Annotated in this window: 19 protein-coding genes; 10 read left to right on the forward strand and 9 right to left on the reverse strand. The window is 55.6% G+C overall.

All coding sequences use genetic code 11. From position 1 onward, the window contains the following. Nucleotides 1-27: 27 nt before the first annotated feature. Together APY94_RS05840 and APY94_RS05845 are read right to left on the reverse strand one after the other, a co-directional pair. Nucleotides 28-1,341 carry an RNA-guided endonuclease InsQ/TnpB family protein gene (locus tag APY94_RS05840; RefSeq protein WP_058938738.1) on the reverse strand — a complete coding sequence of 438 codons (1,314 nt, stop codon included), beginning with the start codon at nucleotides 1,339-1,341 and terminating at the stop codon, nucleotides 28-30. Nucleotides 1,342-1,421: 80 nt separating this feature from the next. Beyond that, nucleotides 1,422-3,953 carry a hypothetical protein gene (locus tag APY94_RS05845; RefSeq protein ID WP_058938739.1) on the reverse strand — a complete coding sequence of 844 codons (2,532 nt, stop codon included), beginning with the start codon at nucleotides 3,951-3,953 and terminating at the stop codon, nucleotides 1,422-1,424. A 169-nt stretch (nucleotides 3,954-4,122) separates the two neighbouring features. Here APY94_RS05845 and APY94_RS05850 point away from each other — a divergent pair, with 169 nt between their 5' ends. Together APY94_RS05850 and APY94_RS05855 are read left to right on the forward strand one after the other, a co-directional pair. Then, a complete protein-coding gene (locus APY94_RS05850) occupies nucleotides 4,123-4,884 on the forward strand; it encodes an ABC transporter ATP-binding protein (RefSeq protein ID WP_058938740.1) in 762 nt (253 codons plus the stop codon). A gap of 9 nt (nucleotides 4,885-4,893) precedes the next feature. Next, entirely contained in the window at nucleotides 4,894-6,357 is a 1,464-nt protein-coding gene (locus APY94_RS05855) for a hypothetical protein (protein ID WP_058938741.1), read from the forward strand. On the opposite strand, the gene APY94_RS05860 is transcribed toward APY94_RS05855, so the two are convergent. The 4 genes from APY94_RS05860 to APY94_RS13940 all read right to left on the reverse strand — a co-directional run bounded on the left by APY94_RS05860 (nucleotide 6,347) and on the right by APY94_RS13940 (nucleotide 8,138). Beyond that, nucleotides 6,347-6,703, reverse strand: a complete 357-nt coding sequence (locus tag APY94_RS05860; protein WP_058938742.1) for an Mth938-like domain-containing protein — start codon at nucleotides 6,701-6,703, stop codon at nucleotides 6,347-6,349. The two genes, APY94_RS05855 and APY94_RS05860, sit on opposite strands and share 11 nt — an antisense overlap. Nucleotides 6,704-6,707: 4 nt before the next feature. After that, entirely contained in the window at nucleotides 6,708-7,217 is a 510-nt protein-coding gene (locus APY94_RS05865) for an NUDIX domain-containing protein (RefSeq protein WP_058938743.1), read from the reverse strand. A 77-nt stretch (nucleotides 7,218-7,294) separates the two neighbouring features. Next, entirely contained in the window at nucleotides 7,295-7,741 is a 447-nt protein-coding gene (locus APY94_RS13935; protein ID WP_342667071.1) for a PfkB family carbohydrate kinase, read from the reverse strand. After that, nucleotides 7,659-8,138: a hypothetical protein gene (locus APY94_RS13940; RefSeq protein WP_342667072.1), complete on the reverse strand. Its 480-nt coding sequence runs from the start codon at nucleotides 8,136-8,138 to the stop codon at nucleotides 7,659-7,661. Before APY94_RS13940 ends, APY94_RS13935 begins: the two co-directional genes overlap by 83 nt. 122 nt (nucleotides 8,139-8,260) lie before the next feature. Between APY94_RS13940 and APY94_RS05875 the strand changes: the two genes are divergently transcribed. The 3 genes from APY94_RS05875 to APY94_RS05885 are packed head-to-tail and all read left to right on the forward strand — an operon-like array spanning nucleotide 8,261 to nucleotide 10,003. Beyond that, complete coding sequence (locus tag APY94_RS05875) at nucleotides 8,261-8,581, forward strand: Gar1/Naf1 family protein (RefSeq protein ID WP_058938744.1); 321 nt, start codon at nucleotides 8,261-8,263, stop codon at nucleotides 8,579-8,581. Nucleotides 8,582-8,587: 6 nt separating this feature from the next. Continuing rightward, nucleotides 8,588-9,499, forward strand: coding sequence for a transcription initiation factor IIB (locus APY94_RS05880; protein ID WP_058938745.1), 912 nt, complete (start codon nucleotides 8,588-8,590; stop codon nucleotides 9,497-9,499). Between the two features lie 9 nt (nucleotides 9,500-9,508). Then, nucleotides 9,509-10,003, forward strand: coding sequence for a YfcE family phosphodiesterase (locus APY94_RS05885; protein ID WP_058938778.1), 495 nt, complete (start codon nucleotides 9,509-9,511; stop codon nucleotides 10,001-10,003). A 44-nt stretch (nucleotides 10,004-10,047) separates the two neighbouring features. Here APY94_RS05885 and hpkB read toward each other — a convergent pair whose 3' ends face one another. Continuing rightward, nucleotides 10,048-10,251, reverse strand: a complete 204-nt coding sequence (hpkB, locus tag APY94_RS05890; RefSeq protein WP_014013473.1) for an archaeal histone HpkB — start codon at nucleotides 10,249-10,251, stop codon at nucleotides 10,048-10,050. A gap of 391 nt (nucleotides 10,252-10,642) precedes the next feature. On the opposite strand from hpkB, the gene rbcL reads away from it, so the two are divergent. The 3 genes from rbcL to APY94_RS05905 all read left to right on the forward strand — a co-directional run bounded on the left by rbcL (nucleotide 10,643) and on the right by APY94_RS05905 (nucleotide 13,336). After that, on the forward strand, nucleotides 10,643-11,977 hold the full coding sequence (rbcL, locus tag APY94_RS05895) for a type III ribulose-bisphosphate carboxylase (protein WP_058938746.1): 1,335 nt from the start codon (nucleotides 10,643-10,645) through the stop codon (nucleotides 11,975-11,977). 97 nt (nucleotides 11,978-12,074) lie between these two features. Next, nucleotides 12,075-12,656, forward strand: a complete 582-nt coding sequence (locus APY94_RS05900) for a thymidine kinase (protein ID WP_058938747.1) — start codon at nucleotides 12,075-12,077, stop codon at nucleotides 12,654-12,656. Between the two features lie 83 nt (nucleotides 12,657-12,739). Beyond that, nucleotides 12,740-13,336: an ArsR/SmtB family transcription factor gene (locus tag APY94_RS05905; protein ID WP_058938748.1), complete on the forward strand. Its 597-nt coding sequence runs from the start codon at nucleotides 12,740-12,742 to the stop codon at nucleotides 13,334-13,336. A 59-nt stretch (nucleotides 13,337-13,395) separates the two neighbouring features. On the opposite strand, the gene APY94_RS05910 is transcribed toward APY94_RS05905, so the two are convergent. Both APY94_RS05910 and APY94_RS13185 read right to left on the reverse strand, forming a co-directional pair. Further along, a complete protein-coding gene (locus tag APY94_RS05910) occupies nucleotides 13,396-13,599 on the reverse strand; it encodes a 30S ribosomal protein S17e (protein ID WP_058938779.1) in 204 nt (67 codons plus the stop codon). 93 nt (nucleotides 13,600-13,692) lie between these two features. After that, nucleotides 13,693-13,836, reverse strand: coding sequence for a hypothetical protein (locus APY94_RS13185; protein ID WP_157065481.1), 144 nt, complete (start codon nucleotides 13,834-13,836; stop codon nucleotides 13,693-13,695). A gap of 94 nt (nucleotides 13,837-13,930) precedes the next feature. Here APY94_RS13185 and APY94_RS05915 point away from each other — a divergent pair, with 94 nt between their 5' ends. After that, complete coding sequence (locus APY94_RS05915) at nucleotides 13,931-14,350, forward strand: DUF371 domain-containing protein (RefSeq protein WP_058938749.1); 420 nt, start codon at nucleotides 13,931-13,933, stop codon at nucleotides 14,348-14,350. A gap of 29 nt (nucleotides 14,351-14,379) precedes the next feature. Then, entirely contained in the window at nucleotides 14,380-15,702 is a 1,323-nt protein-coding gene (locus APY94_RS05920) for a glycerate kinase type-2 family protein (RefSeq protein ID WP_058938750.1), read from the forward strand. Nucleotides 15,703-16,020 lie beyond the last annotated feature (318 nt).

A 16,020-nucleotide genomic window follows, 5' to 3' on the forward strand; every position in this document is an offset into this window, starting at 1 on the left:
TTCCCGCCGTGAGGGGCGGGGGTTTGCCTAACCCCTCGCTAATGGCGGAGAGGTTTGAGGGGTCTCATTAAAACCCACTAAAAAGCGGGTCTTCGACCCCTCCGGGACGGTCTTCCCCCAATTACCCCTCCTCTGAGCGTAAAGCCCACCCAGACTCGGGGTTATGGTTTTCACAACCTTCCTCAAAATGTTGAAAGCACCAACTAAATCCGCATTGAATACAAGCCCCGTTGCGGGACACTTAAACAATCCCCTAACAAACCTCGCCCCATTGTGGGGCTTCCCGCAGACGGGGCAAAGCTTAGACGTGAAAGCCTCATTAACAACCACAACGCTAATACCATACTCCTCAGCCACTTCTTTGAGACGCTGAATCACCGTGTTGAAACGCCACACGTGGGAGAGAATGAAATTCTGCCTCTTGCCTTTTTCAGAATTCCTACTAATGCCCTTAGGATAGCCAACGACGATTCTGCCAACACCCAACTGATACAGCCTTTCGAGGGTCTGTCTTACTGCGGTATTAATGTAGTGTCTCGCTTGGAGTTTAGCCTTCTCGTGCATTCTTCTAAGCTTCCTGCTCCTTTTACAACCAGATTTGTTGAGTTTTGACTGGTATTCAGCGATGACCTTCCTAAAGTAGAAGTCTATGGCTTTCAATGGTTTCCCATTGACGAGAAAGCTTTCTCCATTCTCGACATAGACGGCCATTAAATTATTTACCCCCAAGTCTATTCCGGCTGAAAGGTTTCCTAAGGGTTGTCGTGGGACTTTGACCCACTCGTCGTTGATTAACTTCTCCTTGACGGTGAGGCTGATGTGAGCATACCACTTCCGCTTAGCGGGGGGGTCATAAGTTATTTCTAATCTTCCTTGCTTGCTTTTTAAGTGTATTCTGCCTTTAAATTGGATTTCTAAGTGTTTGAATTTTCCGAGGCCTTTGAGGATTAACTTGTTGCCTTCAATCTTGTATTGGTCTTTCCTGAGGACGATTAAGAGTTTTCTCTTCCTATCGTCCTTCAAGTAGTTCGGTGGTTTGGGCTTGAGCCACTTGGGGAGTTCGCCATCCCTTTTGTTCCTCAAAAGGGAGAAGAAGCTTCTCCAGCTTTCGGCGTTTTTCCTGCAAATTTGCTGGACTGTTGCAGAACCGATTTCCTTCTTAAACTCTTCATAAACTATCTTCTCGGTTTTGAGGAAGTCAACGGGCTTACCCTCGAAGAATTCTTGCCTCCGCAAGTAGTTCACTCGGTTCCAAACTTTAGCCCCAATGTCAGCTAATTCGAAGAGTGTTTTCTCTTGTTCTTTGCTCGGCTGGAGTTTTATGGTTACTGTTCTCCTCATCTCAAAGTATGGTATTGTTCTTAGGCTTTAAAATGGTTTGCTTTCCTGTTTAAAGGTTGTTGGGTAAAAGAAGGAAAGGCTCAGTCGGCATTTATCCTCACCCAGAACCAGGCCTTTGAGCAGCCGCCGGAAACTCCGCAGCTCGGGAATTCAATGCTCCACTCCTTCTCGGGGATTCCAGAGAAGGAATCCCAGTTGAAGTAATCGTCGTCCAGGAGAATCGTTATCGCCACCTGGCCCATCGGGTCGTCGTCGTTGCCCCACTTTCCTGCGTCCTCTTCCCAGCCGGCGTACTCAAGGTAGAGGAGGGGAACATTTGCCCTCGCGTGCTCTATAATCAGCATCTCAGGCCTGGCCGTAACCTTGTTCCCGGAGAGGACTCCAGCCTTCGGATAGCGGTAGGTCACTTCAACCGGAACCATCGCGGTGGTTTCCTCCCTCGTTATGTCGGGCACGTCGGCGTATTCCTGGGGCTCGAAATGGGTGAAGGCGCTCGCGTAGAGGTAGTACTCGTCGTCTCCGAGCTCTGTGTCCTTTGTGAACTGTACCGTATCGAGATAGGCTTTCAGCGTGTCGTAGCGGAGCGTCCTCGGGACCTCAACCTCCTGAACGAGGTAGGTCACCCTCATGTTGCCGTCGGCGGACCAGATCTCAACGAGAACGCCGTCGCGGTAATTACCTCTCGCGTCTATCGTATAACCGTTGTAGCCGACCGGGTCGGGATCTCCACCGAGGTCTTTGACTATCGTTGATCCCCACCACTCGCCCGCACCTTGGCCAGTAACGAGCTGGTTGATGAACATAACGCCGTTGTAGCCGTACTTCATCGCGGTTCCTATTTCTCCGGTGGCGAGGCCGATGGCGGCGTCAATCAGGAGGCCGACGCCGAGGGTGATGTATTCACCGGGGTCGTCCAAGTCCCAGCCGGCGGTTTGGACGTAAACCTTTCTGTATTTTTTGACCTCATCGAGGGGCATGACGAAAATCGGGTAGCCGTTGATGAAGGGATAGCTCACGCTTATCGCCCTCTCGTCGTGGTAGAGCAGTCTGCTGTGGTCGTTCGCCTCGACCCAGCGCTTGGCTGGATAGCCGACTGCATAAATCGGTCCGTATTCCCAGTCGAGGTCGTTCTCGTGCTCCCAGTAAACCGGGAAGGCCCACGAGACGAGCTGTATCTCGCCCTCTGCGCTGTCCTTGTTGCCCTTTATGTAAACGTCCTCGACGACGATGATCAGATAGCGCTCAACGTCCTTGTCAAGGCTCAGTCCGTTGGTCGCGTTCACCCAGATGTTGCTGTGCGATGGGAAGCGGTCAAGGCCAATTGAGGGGGCGAACCAGAGGCGGAAGTAGCGCCAGGGGACGAGGGAGAAGAAGTTGCTGATATTGAACTCTACTATGAACCTGCCGTCCCCGAGCTGCTCAACCTTCACGTCTCCCGAGCGGAAGACGCTGCCGGAGCGGTCTTTGAGTTCGTAGCCGTTGGCGGTTATTATGGCTATCCAGTCCGCCTCACCGTTGTCGCTGCTGTCTATGAAGGCCTTGATGGGCATCATCAGGTTGTAGGTTCTCTCGTCCTTGAAGTAGAGCCTCATGAGGAGGTCGTGGCCCCCCGCCTCCATGTAGAGTTCAACGTTCTCATCAGGAAGGCCGAACCAGGCGGGCGAGTAGTAGTCAATCCAGCCCCTTCCGGCCTCCACCACGAACTTCCCAACGCTCGGATAGGTGAGGCTGGGGTTGTCATCGTTTATCGTTCTGCCGTAGATTCTGAGGTAAACCTTCTCCGGAAAGATTTCAGAGAAGTTTTCGACGGTGAAGCTCACGCGCCTCCCGTCGAGCTCCACCTCACCGCTCTGGAGCTCAATTGAACCGTTGGAGGTTAGCTCATAGAGGGTGGAGCCCGTCGAGTAGAGGTGGAGCTCCCAGTTTCTCCCAAACTCATCCCCCTCGTCGAACTTTATGACCGTCGGCTCGTACACGTGCTTCTTGCCAGAGAACATGTCGATGAACGAGGGAATGTGGACGTATGCTGCCGCAAGGCTTTCGTTTTCAAATGTTATAGTGAACTTCACGTTCTTTCCGGGATTCGTGGACTGCGTAATAATCGAGATCTGCTCTATTTTCTCGCCGTTAGGCTCAAAGACTTCGCTTCCAATCGGTCCGACGTAGGTGAAGTTCATAGTAAGCATGTAAACGGGCCTTATAACCGGCTGAAGGGTGAAGTTTATGCCCCCTGCCAGGGAGAATCCCGGTCCACTTCCGTTCTCGTTGGTCTCCCCGGCTTCACAGCCGAGGTCCGGGTCTGCGTCGCCCTCGCATACAACGTTCCCGTCCTCATCGTACTGGAGGCTCTCGTTCTGGACGGGGGTTTCGGTCGAGGTTTCCGTTTGGGTTTCGGTTTGCGTTGCGGCCTCGGTATGGGTTTCGGTTCCGGTTTCACTCCCAGTTTCCGTCGGCGAGATCTCTATCTCAGACGTCTCGCCCCTGTTGCTCGTTGGATTCTCGCTCGTTGTTGGGCTTGTGCCCGTGGATGAGGGGGTGTTGCCAATGCACCCGCTGATGATGACTAACATGCTCATCAACAGGAAAATCAAAATCCGTGAGGTTTTTTTCATACCGGCACCTCCGGGCCAAACCTCGGGCAAGAAAAGAAATTGAAGCCCATGCAGGGGTCTGGATTTTATCCAATTATGTCCCTCATTTTATTTAAGAGTTTCTTCGATGAAGAGTCATTCAGGGGACAAAATTTATTAAGCGCGGATTATTCTCACATCTGGTGGTAGAATGATCGAGGTTGAGAACCTCACCAAGAGCTTCGGCCCGACGAGGGCAGTCAATGGAATAACGTTCACCGTTGGTGATGGCGAGATATACGGCCTTCTTGGGCCGAACGGAAGTGGAAAGAGCACGACGATGAAGATTCTGGCCGGGATATTGGGACCCACCTCGGGGCGCGTTGTTGTGGGCGGGGTTGACGTCTCGCAAGACCCCCGTAGAGTCAAAGAGATAACCGGCTACGTGCCGGAGACGCCCGTCCTCTACGAGAGCCTCACTCCAGTCGAGTTCTTCAATTTCGTGGGGAGTGTGAGGGGGATTCCCAGAGAAGAACTCCAGGAGAGGGTTGAGACCCTGGTCAGGGCGTTTGGCATAGGGAGCTACCTCGGGGAGATGATAGGCTCGCTCAGCTTCGGAACCAGGCAGAAGGTGTCGCTCATAGCGGCAATGCTCCATGACCCGAGGGTTCTCATCCTCGATGAGGCGATGAACGGCCTCGATCCCAAGAGCGCCCGCATTCTCAGGGAACTTCTCCTCCAGTTCAGGGAGGAGGGCAGGAGCATAGTCTTCTCCACCCACGTCCTGGCTCTGGCGGAGACTATATGCGACCGCGTTGGGGTCATCTACAACGGTGAGATAATATCTGAGGGAACGGTGGAGCAGCTCAAGGAGTTCGCCCACGAGGAGAGCCTGGAGGACGTTTTCCTGAAGCTCACCGAGAGCCAGGACGAGGTGTCCAGCATAGTCCGGGCTCTTAAGAATGCCCTTTAGGGTGGGAGCATGTTCGAGATAGTCAGAATCCTCTATAAGGAACTCCACTACAGACGTTTGAAGAGCAACCCTCAGATAGCGGCCGATCCTGAGAAGTTCAGGAAGCAGCTCAAGAACGCGGGCGACATAAAGAGGGGGATGGCCCTTCAGGCAGTTGCCTTTCTGTTCTTTGGCGTCATGATGGCGGGGGCTATTGTCGGAGCCGAAGATGAAACCCGGGCGGCGGTGATATTCGCCACCTATGCCCTGCTCCCCTTCATAATGGCGCTCTACACGACGACCGTCAATGCTTCCTACGCGACCTCCATGGGAATCTTCGAGCCGCTCAAACCCCTGCCGATAAGGACCGGCTCAAAGTATCTCAGCCTTCTCCTGGCGATAGACAACGTTCCCGCGGTCATTGCGCTCCTTCCTGCGGCCATCATGATGATGGTGAAGTACGGAACCTCCGGCCTGCTCGGCCTTCTCTGGATCCTTACAGGGGCCTTCCTCGGCCACACACTTGGACTGATAGTGTTCACCTTCTTCGGCTCTTCCAGCGTCGGCGGCAGGTTCTCGAAGCTCAGAACACTCGCCAGAACCCTGGGGGTTATCCTCTTCATCGGCATCTTCTACGCCCTCAACTACTTCCAGGGGTACGTCAATGAGCACTACGAGGACCTTCTGCCCTTCTTCTCGAAGTACTCCCTGGCCTATCCATTCTCCGTCGCCTCGATAACGGATCCATCCCACTCCTCCCTCATTCTCCTCGGCTATCTCGTCATCCTAGTTCCGCTCTACCTGTTCATTCTCGGACGGCTCTGGGGCCGGCTCGAGGAGGGGGCGAAGGTTTCCCGCTCCAGAATCGTTCGCTTCAAGGCCGAAACCCACCACCCAACCGTGGCGATCGCCCTGAAGGACCTGAGGATAGTCTTCAGAAAGAGTGCCCTCCTCGTCGGTCTCGTCTTTCCTCTCTTCATAATCCTGCCGAGTGCCGTTGGCATTCTCACGTCCGGAAAGGTTGAGGACTGGGCGCTCGCATCGGTCCTCCTCATGATAGCCTGGATGAGCTCCGTGGGAATCGACACGGTTCTCAAAATAGATGGTAGGGAGTTCGAGTTCCTGAGGAGTCTGCCCATAACGGTCGGTCAGTTCGTTCGGGCGAAGCTCCTGGTAATGAACGCCGTTCCGGTTACTGCCGGCGTCGGCCTCGTCCTAGCGGTTTCGTACCTCGACGTTAAAACCCTCGCCCTGCTCCCCGCCGCGGTTATTCTTCCGCTCCTGACGTCATCCCTGGCGCTGGCCTTCTTCTACCACGGCGAAAGCGAGCTATCCGTGCCGGAGACGAACTTCGGCCACGTCCTGGTGCTGATGATAATCAACGGGGTTACCCTCGGAGCAATCGCCGGCCTCTGGTACTTCCTCGGCTACCCCTACGCGCTGGCTCTAGCTACCGTCGGCTTCGCGGCGGTTCAGGCCTTCCTCAGCAGGTGACGTGGAATATCGCAAGGACTTTCCTTTTTCCCCAGAGCCCGTTGAAGAGCTCCACCGCCTCGCCGGTCGGCTTTTCGATGACCTCTTTGTTCGCCACCAGCTCCCTGCTTTCCGGTAGAAGGGAGAGCTTTCCCCAGGCACCGGTGCCGACGAGCAGAACGTCGAAGTCCTCCGTGAGGTACTCCCTCAGCTCATCCGGGTCGAGCTTATGGCTCGTGCCGTGCTTGTTCTTGCTGAGCCATTTCTTGCGCTCCTCGATTTTTCCGCTCGGATATATCACGATGTCGCCTTCGTAAACCTTCCCGTCCACGACTATCCTGCCGAATTCCGGAAACTCGACCCTCATGACATCACCTCAGGCTCAGGGCGTCCCTCAGAATCTTCGCGTGGTCGAACGCCAGCGGCAGCTTCAGCGCTTCATCCACGGGTACAACGTGGACTTCCTTGGCATCGTCCCCGGCCTTCAGTTTTCCGGTTCCAATCGCCAGAAATGCCGTCGTTACGGTGTGTCCTCTCGGGTCGCGGTTCGGGTCGGAGTAAACTCCAACGAGCTTGATGAGCCTCACGTCGAGACCAGTCTCCTCCCTCGCCTCACGAAGGGCCGCCTCCTCGACGGTTTCCCCGTACTCGACGAAGCCCCCCGGTAACGCAAAGCTGTCCTTGAACGGCTCGTGCTTCCTTTTGATGAGTACGACGCCGTCCCCGTACAGTATGACTATGTCGGCGGTGAGGCCTATGCATCTGTGCGCCTCGACCTTGAGTTCGGGATGGGTTCTGGAGAGAAACTCTCTGAGCTCCTCCCGTACGGGGGTTATATCGTAGCCCCTCGGGGCCTTAACGAGCAGAACGTATCGGTCCATACCATCACCTCAGGATGTCTCTCATCCTCTTTAGCATGCTGACGTTTCCTTACCCGTGATGTGGTGGGTGCGGGCCCTTATATTCCTTGGGATTTAACTGGGCGAACCGTCACCCTTCTCGCCAGCTCGTTCACTTCGTCCATCGGGAAGTCGAGGATTCTGCGCTGGAGAAAAAGGGCGGTGAACGCGCTGGCCCTCTTGAGTGCCTGGATGAAGGGACACTCGCGGTAGAAGTACGAAAAGCTCGCGAGAAAAACGTCGCCCGCGCCGGTGGATTCCTCCACCGCAACCCTGGCCGGGGTATAGGTGTACTTTCGTCCCCGGAGGTATGCCTGCCCAACGTCGGCACCCCGGGAGACCAGCAGCACCTCTATTTTGTCCGGATTAAGGTTTCTTACGAGCTGGGCCTCGGAGACGTCGGCGTGGAGAACCTTCAGTCCGTTAAAGATGCTGCCGTCTACCCCTGTCAGCTTCAGTCTTCCAGGGTGGGGGGGACCTGATGAACCCCTGGACGTCTGCAGCAACGAAGTCGCCCCTCTTTTTGGCGAGTGCAACGGTTTCGGGTGTAATCTCACCTGCGACGGGGTTGAGGATGATTATATCGTAGCTCCCATGTGGCATGTCGGTTATTCTCTCCGCGGTGGAGAGGAGGCTGAGTTCTCTTGTGTTCCCGTCGAGATAACGGAGACGGTAGGAAGTGCTGTTTTCCGCGGGTATCGTATGGAGCACTATGCCCGCTTCCTCAAGTCCCTTGAGCCAGCTTTCGGGAAAATCCTCCCCAACGCTGGTCAGAATCTCGACCCTGCAGAATCTGGACAGGGCCATCGCAGAATAGTACGCCCCGCCCCCGATGCGGTATTCGATTCCGGAATCCTTGACAATGATATCCCTCACGAGATGGCCGACGATGAGGCACCTCATTTTGCTCGCCCAATCTTTATTGTTAGCCACGCTTTCCATAAAAACCTTTTGGAAATTTTCCGAAAAGTTTATAAGGGCAAAAACGAAAAGCTTAAAAGGAGATGTCCTTTTGGGGTGGGGCTATGAAGCGCCTGGGTAAAGTTTCTCACTATGCAAAGCAGGGGTTCCTGGTTCTCAGGACTGACTGGGTTCCTTCACTCAACGACCCGGTGGTTGACAAAAAGCTCACCGTGGTCGGGGTAGTAAAGGATGTTTTCGGGCCGGTTAAGAGGCCCTACGTGGCCGTCAAGCCACGAGTCAAGAATCCCGAGAGTTACATCGGTGCACTGCTGTACGTTGATTCCTCGAGGAAGAAATCCGGGCCTGGCAGAAAAGCTCGGTCCGGGAAGAAGCGTTCCAAGGGCGGAAAGGCAAGACGCCCTGCCCCCAGAAAGAGGGGGTGAGAGCTTTTGGCTGATAAGAATGTTTGTCCGATTTGCGGCTCCGATAAGCTGTTTTACGACCCGAGGAGAGGCGAAATTGTCTGTTCTGTCTGTGGTTACGTTGTTCAGCAGAATGTCGTCGATGAGGGTCCTGAGTGGCGCGCCTTCGACCCCGATCAGAGGGCCAAGCGTGCCAGGACCGGTGCGCCCATGACGCTGATGATCCATGATAAGGGCCTCTCCACCGACATAGACTGGCGCGACAAGGACATACACGGGAACCAGATAACCGGCATGTACCGGACTAAGATGCGCCGCCTGAGGATGTGGCAGCGCAGGATGCGCATAAACGACGCCGCCGAGCGTAACCTCGCCTTCGCCCTGAGCGAGCTGGACAGAATGGCTGCCCAGATGCGTCTCCCGAGGCGCGTCAAGGAGGTTGCGGCCTCGCTCTACAGAAAGGCAGTCATGAAGAAGCTCATCCGCGGGCGCTCGATTGAGGGAATGGTCTCCGCGGCACTCTACGCGGCGTGCAGGATGGAGAGCATTCCAAGGACTCTCGATGAGATAGCGGCCGTTTCAAAGGTCACGAAGAAGGAGATAGGAAGGAGCTACCGCTTCCTTGCCCGCGGTCTCAGCCTCAACCTCCGCCCGACCAGCCCGATTGAGTACGTTGACCGCTTCGGCGACGCTCTAAACGTGAGTGTCCGGACGAAGAAGAGGGCCAAGGAGATACTCCGGGAGGCCATAAAGCGCGGCATAACCAGCGGCAAGGGTCCTACTGGACTTGCGGCGGCTGCCCTGTACGTTGCCTCTCTCCTCGAGGGTGAGAAAAAGACCCAGCGCGAGGTGGCGGAGGTAGCGCACGTAACCGAGGTCACCGTGAGGAACCGCTACAAGGAGCTGGTGGAGAAGCTCAACATAAACGTCCCGATATGAGGGATGGCCGTGCTTATAGCGGTGACGAGCGACACCCATTACGGCGATAAGACCCGAAACCCCCTCTCCCTTCTTTTCCAGCACCTTGAGGAGAGAACGCCGGATTTGATACTCCACGCGGGCGACGTTACATCCCATGAGCTTCTGGAGGAGCTTGAGAGGTTCGCACCGGTCATAGCCGTTCGGGGAAACGCTGATTACCTCAACCTCCCTGAGGAGAGGGTCGTCGATGCCGCGGATATTGGAATCGGCCTTCTCCACGGGCACCGGTTCTTCTCGCTCAACGCCCAGTTTCTGACGCTCAAAGCCCTCGACATGGGGGTCGATGTTCTCATATTCGGTCACACGCACCGTTTCTACCACGATACCTACTCAATCCACGGGAAAAGGGTGGTTCTCCTCAACCCTGGCTCGCCGACGTTCCCTAGGATGGATTCGGCAGGCTTTGCGTTTTTGGAGGTTACCGGAGAAAGCGTCCGGGTCAAAAGGGTGCGCTTCTGGTAAAGCTCCAAACTTTCAGAAAAGCTAAGGAAGGAAAAGAAAGGCCATCAGCTCTTGATGGCGAGCTTGATGTCCTCGGCCTTGACGGTCTTCCTGCCGGCGTGGTGGGCAAGGTCGACCGCCTTCCTGGCGATCTCCATGGCCTTCTCCTCGAGGTGCTCGGCCAGGAGCTTGGCGGCGTCCTCGCTGACGCGGGCGGCGCCGGCCTTCCTTATCAGCCTGTCAACCGGGGCAATCGGCAACTCAGCCATTTTCCCAACCTCCTAAACGTTGTTTTGCAGGTATCTGCGTTCTATTCTAGGAAGGAAGGCCTATATAAACTTTTCGGAAACAGGGGCTTCTGGGGGCGATAATCGGCTGTTTTTAGGTGGGGTGTTTAGAAATTCGGCATCCTTCGCCTGCCACCTTATGAACAGCCCAATACAAACCCGAGGGCAAAGTTTTGAAAAGGTCTATCCGCACTTGAAACCCCGTTTGCCGGTGGGACACAGCTTTGATTTTTAAAAGCGGGGCGGAAGTTTGGGGCGTTGACGCAGTAAAAGTGTCCCCGATACTCATATGGGGGCAGGAGTGTCCCAATAATGAACCATAGCATTTTTATAGGTGGCCGTATAATCTCCAAGTTACTCAGGAGGTGAAAGCATGGTAGAGAAGTTTGACAAGATATACGACTACTACGTGGACAAGGCCTATGAGCCCAATAAAAAGAGGGACATCATAGCCGTGTTCCGCGTAACCCCTGCCGAGGGGTACACCATCGAGGCGGCCGCCGGTGCAGTCGCCGCCGAGAGCTCGACCGGAACCTGGACCACCCTCTACGAGTGGTATGAGAAGGAGAGATGGGCGGACCTTTCCGCCAAGGCCTACGACTTCCACGACATGGGCGACGGCAGCTGGATAGTCAAGATAGCCTACCCGTTCCACGCCTTTGAGGAGGCAAACCTTCCCGGACTCTTGGCGAGCATAGCGGGCAACGTCTTCGGGATGAAGCGCGTTAAGGGGCTGCGTCTTGAGGACATGTACTTCCCCGAGAAGCTCATCAGGGAGTTCAACGGTCCGGCCTTTGGTATCGAGGGCGTCAGAAAGATGCTCGATATCAAGGACAGGCCGCTCTACGGTGTCGTTCCAAAGCCCAAGGTGGGTTATTCCCCTGAGGAGTTCGAAAAGCTCGCGTACGACCTGCTCTCAAACGGCGCCGATTACATGAAGGACGACGAGAACCTCACGAGCCCCTGGTACAACCGCTTTGATGAGCGCGCCGAGATAATGGCCAGGGTGATAGAGAGGGTTGAGAACGAGACCGGTGAGAAGAAGACCTGGTTCGCCAACATAACTGCCCCGCTCCTTGAGATGGAGCGCAGGCTTGAGGTTCTGGCCGATCTCGGCCTCAAGCACGCGATGGTCGATGTCGTCATAACCGGCTGGGGCGCACTCGAGTACATAACCGAGCTGGCGGCGGACTACGGTCTAGCCGTCCACGGTCACAGGGCCATGCACGCCGCGTTCACCAGGAACCCACACCACGGCATCTCGATGTTCGTCCTGGCGAAGCTCTACAGGCTCGTCGGTATCGACCAGCTCCACGTTGGAACGGCCGGAGCCGGCAAGCTCGAGGGAGGAAAGTGGGACGTCATTCAGAACGCCAGGATCCTCAGGGAGAAGCACTACAAGCCGGACGAGAACGATGTCTTCCACATGGAGCAGAAGTTCTACGGCATAAAGGCCGCGTTCCCGACGAGCTCGGGTGGCCTCCACCCCGGCAACATCCAGCCCGTTGTTGACGCCCTCGGAACTGACATCGTCTTCCAGCTCGGTGGAGGAACCCTCGGACACCCCGATGGGCCTGCTGCGGGTGCAAGAGCTGCCAGGCAGGCGATAGATGCCATCATGCAGGGAATCCCCCTCGACGAATACGCCAAGAGCCACAGGGAGCTTGCCCGCGCCCTGGAGAAGTGGGGCCACGTCACTCCGGTCTGACCGGTTTGACGGCTTTTCTCCCCCATTTTCGTCTTTCGTTCAACTTTTCACCCGGAGGAGATTTAACGGGTGGGAATGTTCTTCCCCCGGTGGTGTTATGGTTCACCCTGGTGGATTCTTGGAGGTCATAACGGGGCCGATGTTCGCGGGCAAAACCACCGAGCTTATAAAGAGGATAGAGCGGCAGACTTTTGCCAAGAGAAAGGCCGCCCTCTTCAAGCCCAGCATCGACAACAGATATTCCGAGGATGACGTGGTTGCCCACAACGGTCTCAGGTATGAGGCCTTCGTCGTCCCCACGAATGAGGAGGGCGTTGAACTCATTGAGAGAATTACCCTGGATGAGGGCTTCGAGGTAATCGGGGTGGACGAGGTTCAGTTCTTTCCGCAGGGAATAGTTGAGACTCTGAACCGCCTCGCCGACGAGGGAATCTACGTGATTGCGAGCGGCCTCAACCTCGACTTCAAGGGGGACCCCTTCCCGGTGACCAGGGACCTCCTTGTCCGTGCGGATAACATCGTCTACCTCACCGCCGTCTGCACGGTCTGCGGGAAACCCGCGACCAGGAGTCAGCGTCTTATTGATGGGAAGCCGGCCCCGAGGGACTCCCCGATAATCCTCGTCGGGAGCAGCGAGAGCTATGAGGCACGCTGCAGGGAGCACCACGTTGTTCCATAATCCTCCAATTTTTCTCCCGGATCCACCGAAAAGCTTAAAGTAATCTTTTCTTACATCAGGTTAGGGAAAGGGGGTGAGAGGCCATGGAGTCAAATAAGAACATGGGAAGGCTGCTTGACATACTGGGAAACGAGACCCGCAGGAGGATACTCATCCTGCTCACCAAGAGACCTTACTTTGTGAGCGAGCTGAGCCAGGAGCTGGGGGTCGGTCAGAAGGCGGTCCTTGAGCATCTGAGGATACTCGAGAGCGCTGGGCTCATAGAGGGAAGGACTGAGAAGATACCGCGTGGCAGGCCCAGGAAGTACTACACGATAAAGAGAGGCTTCAGAATGGAGGTACTGCTCACTCCGTACACCTTCGGCACTGAGATGTACGAACCGAAGGCCCCCAGGCGAACCAGGGAGTACAACCAGGCCAGGGCGCTCATAAAATCCACTGAGCCCGCGGACGCCAAGATAGACGAGCTCCTGACGTTTCTAACGGAGATACAGGAGAGGATAAATGAGATAATCCGGACAAAGCAGGAGCTGGAGGAAGTCCGCCTGCTGACGGAGACGTACATAGAGAATTTCTTCAGAAGGGTGGCTCAGGAAAACGAACGGGAGTTCGAGAGGCTCCTGAAGGAGTTCGCCCCCAGGCTGCCGAGAAAGATACTTGAGGACCTGGAAAGCTTTTAAGAATCCTTTTAAGAATCGGCTGGAAGGGTCCGAAGAGAATAAATCCTAGAAAAGGGGCATCAAAGCATCTTGCCCTCTTCCTTCATCCTCACGAGCTTGGTCATGTAACCGGCTATCCTGTTCCTGATGGTCTTGCTGGTGACGTTGGTGAGCTCATCGACCTTCTTCTTGTTGTGCTCGAAGTCCCTGGTGAACTCGTTCGGGTAGCGGTCAAACAGCTCGCGGGCGATTCTCTTGATGAAAGTCTGCTTGATGTTTCCCATCATCAATCCCCCCATTATCTTGACTCTGACAACCGTAACCCAAATCATGAAAGCCCTTTTAAAGGTTTTCCCACGTGGTGGGAAGAAAAGGACTCATCCTTCCCTCCTCAGTCTCTCGGTGATGTTCGCGTTTGTCCGCTTGGGATAGACGATTCCGAGGGAGTTAATCCTAATCACCGCGAATCCCGCGTGAACCCTGATGATACCCCTCAGGAGGTTCCTCCACGAACGCCTCATCTGGCACCCACCCCATTGCATCTATATGGCATGAACGTGAATTCACCTATAAGTGTTTCGGGACGTTTATAAGGCCCCGCGAAAACCCTTGATCATGATGAGGGAAATCATCCGCTGCAGGGGACACGAGAACGTCAGGGCAACCCACAAATCGACGCTTGAGTTCACGAAGGAAAACTACCTCACCCCAAGGGGGGACTGCATACTGTGCATCGAAGCGGACAGGGGCATAAACGACCTGAGCGAGGATTTTAAACGTGCCCTCCGGGCTGGAAAGAAGCTCTTGATCCGCATCAGGGTGGGCGACCTCACTGACGAGGTCCTGGCCGAGGGGAGCCCGGAGCTGATTCTCGAGCACGAGTACTCGATGGTCATCAGGAAGAGCACCTACGTGGACGCCAGAACCCTCGCGATAAGGGCCAACAAGGCCGCCAGGGACATAGACCGGCGCATTGTGGAGCTTCTGAAGAACCCCGAGACGATTGCCGAGATTGAGCTGGTGGTGTTCGACTGATTTTTAAGCTTCGCAAACTATCTTTTCACATGACACCTAAAGAAACGGCACTCGCCCTGATGGATGCGGCGTTGAAAGCCGCTGACCCGTACCTCGCGGTGAAAAGGAACCTTGGGATTGAGGGGAACCACTTGGTCGTTTCTGGTGAGAGGTTCCCGGTTCGGGGGAAAATCTATCTTCTGGCCTTCGGCAAGGCCGCCTGCTCCATGGCAAGGGCGGTCGTTGACCTCCTCGGGGAGAGAGTCGAAGAGGGGGTAATCATCACCAAGTACGGGTACGCCGAAAACTGTCCGAGAACGGAACGGCTGAAAGCTATCGAAGCTGGACACCCTGTTCCAGACGAAAACTCCCTCCTGGCTGGAAAACTCGGCCTCGAGCTGGCCGAGAAGGTTGGGGAGAACGACATTCTCATCGTCCTGATCTCCGGTGGCGGAAGCGCCCTCTTCCTCCTTCCCGAGAGGGGAATAACCCTGGAGGACAAAATCCGGACAAACGAGCTCCTCCTGAAAAGCGGGGCAAAGATATACGAGATAAACACAGTGAGAAAGCACATCTCGGCCGTCAAGGGCGGCAAGCTGGCGAAGCGCGTGAGGGGGACGGTTGTAAGCCTGATCCTCTCGGACGTCGTCGGCGACCCGCTCGAGGCCATAGCATCGGGCCCAACTGTAAAGGACCCCACCACCTTCGAGGATGCCTTCAGAATCTTGAAGCTCTACGGCGTCTGGGAGAAGCTGCCCGAGAGCGTTAAGAGGCACATCGAGCTGGGACTTGAGGGAAAAGCCGAGGAAACCCTCAAGGAAGACCTCCCAAACGTCCACAACTTCATAGTCGGAAGCAACACCCTCGCCTGTGAATCTGCCCTGGCGAAGGCGGAGGAACTCGGCTACAATGCCCTGTTGCTCACCACGACCCTCGAAGGTGAGGCAAGGGAGATAGCCCTGGCAATAGGCTCGATAGTCCAGGAGATCGCCAAATACGACCGCCCGGTTCCAAAGCCGGCGGTTCTAATAGCCGGCGGCGAGTGGACGGTGACTATTGAGGGAAAAGCCGGCCTCGGCGGACCGAATCAGGAGTTCGCGCTAAGTGTGGCCAGAAAGATAGCTGGTCTAAACGCAGTCGTCTTAGCGGTCGATACCGATGGAACGGACGGGCCGACGGATGCGGCCGGCGGGATAGTGGACGGGAAAACGCTTGGACTTCTCGGGGAAGCTGGAGTGGACATCGGGGAAGTCCTCAGGAGGCACGACGCCTACGGTGCGCTGGAAAGAGTGGGTGCGCTCCTCAAGATGGGGCCGACGGGAACCAACGTGAACTCGATGGTGATAGCGGTCATCCCGAAGGGACGCCAATAAATTTTACTTTTTTTCTCTTGAAAGCCTCGTCCTTTAGAGCTGGGATGCAGTAATCGGTAATCCGGCCTTCCAACAGTCGAAACCCTTTTAAACTTTGGGGTGTAGTAAGGCCTCGGAGGGGCCACTCAAAGACAACCCGATGGGACGAGGGGTTTCAGCGTGTCCTCCCGCCATTGGGAGGAAGACGCCGTAAGGCGTCCTTTCAAAAACCGCCTTTAAGCGGTTCGAAACCTGATGAGTGGCCTTAAGCGATAACCCCAATCCGCTTTGGCGGTAGGGGTAACGGGTTCAAGGCCGAGCCCTCGGGCCGAGCTGAAA

This window comes from Thermococcus celericrescens, from assembly GCF_001484195.1.
Classification (GTDB): domain Archaea; phylum Methanobacteriota_B; class Thermococci; order Thermococcales; family Thermococcaceae; genus Thermococcus; species Thermococcus celericrescens.

Coding starts and splice junctions, on each gene's coding strand:
- APY94_RS05840 (WP_058938738.1), bottom strand. CDS start 1,341: ATGAGGAGAACAGTAACCATAAAACTCCAGCCGAGCAAAGAACAAGAG.
- APY94_RS05845 (WP_058938739.1), bottom strand. CDS start 3,953: ATGAAAAAAACCTCACGGATTTTGATTTTCCTGTTGATGAGCATGTTA.
- APY94_RS05850 (WP_058938740.1), top strand. CDS start 4,123: ATGATCGAGGTTGAGAACCTCACCAAGAGCTTCGGCCCGACGAGGGCA.
- APY94_RS05855 (WP_058938741.1), top strand. CDS start 4,894: ATGTTCGAGATAGTCAGAATCCTCTATAAGGAACTCCACTACAGACGT.
- APY94_RS05860 (WP_058938742.1), bottom strand. CDS start 6,703: ATGAGGGTCGAGTTTCCGGAATTCGGCAGGATAGTCGTGGACGGGAAG.
- APY94_RS05865 (WP_058938743.1), bottom strand. CDS start 7,217: ATGGACCGATACGTTCTGCTCGTTAAGGCCCCGAGGGGCTACGATATA.
- APY94_RS13940 (WP_342667072.1), bottom strand. CDS start 8,138: ATGAGGTGCCTCATCGTCGGCCATCTCGTGAGGGATATCATTGTCAAG.
- APY94_RS05875 (WP_058938744.1), top strand. CDS start 8,261: ATGAAGCGCCTGGGTAAAGTTTCTCACTATGCAAAGCAGGGGTTCCTG.
- hpkB (WP_014013473.1), bottom strand. CDS start 10,251: ATGGCTGAGTTGCCGATTGCCCCGGTTGACAGGCTGATAAGGAAGGCC.
- rbcL (WP_058938746.1), top strand. CDS start 10,643: ATGGTAGAGAAGTTTGACAAGATATACGACTACTACGTGGACAAGGCC.
- APY94_RS05900 (WP_058938747.1), top strand. CDS start 12,075: ATGGTTCACCCTGGTGGATTCTTGGAGGTCATAACGGGGCCGATGTTC.
- APY94_RS05905 (WP_058938748.1), top strand. CDS start 12,740: ATGGAGTCAAATAAGAACATGGGAAGGCTGCTTGACATACTGGGAAAC.
- APY94_RS05910 (WP_058938779.1), bottom strand. CDS start 13,599: ATGGGAAACATCAAGCAGACTTTCATCAAGAGAATCGCCCGCGAGCTG.
- APY94_RS13185 (WP_157065481.1), bottom strand. CDS start 13,836: ATGAGGCGTTCGTGGAGGAACCTCCTGAGGGGTATCATCAGGGTTCAC.
- APY94_RS05915 (WP_058938749.1), top strand. CDS start 13,931: ATGATGAGGGAAATCATCCGCTGCAGGGGACACGAGAACGTCAGGGCA.
- APY94_RS05920 (WP_058938750.1), top strand. CDS start 14,380: ATGACACCTAAAGAAACGGCACTCGCCCTGATGGATGCGGCGTTGAAA.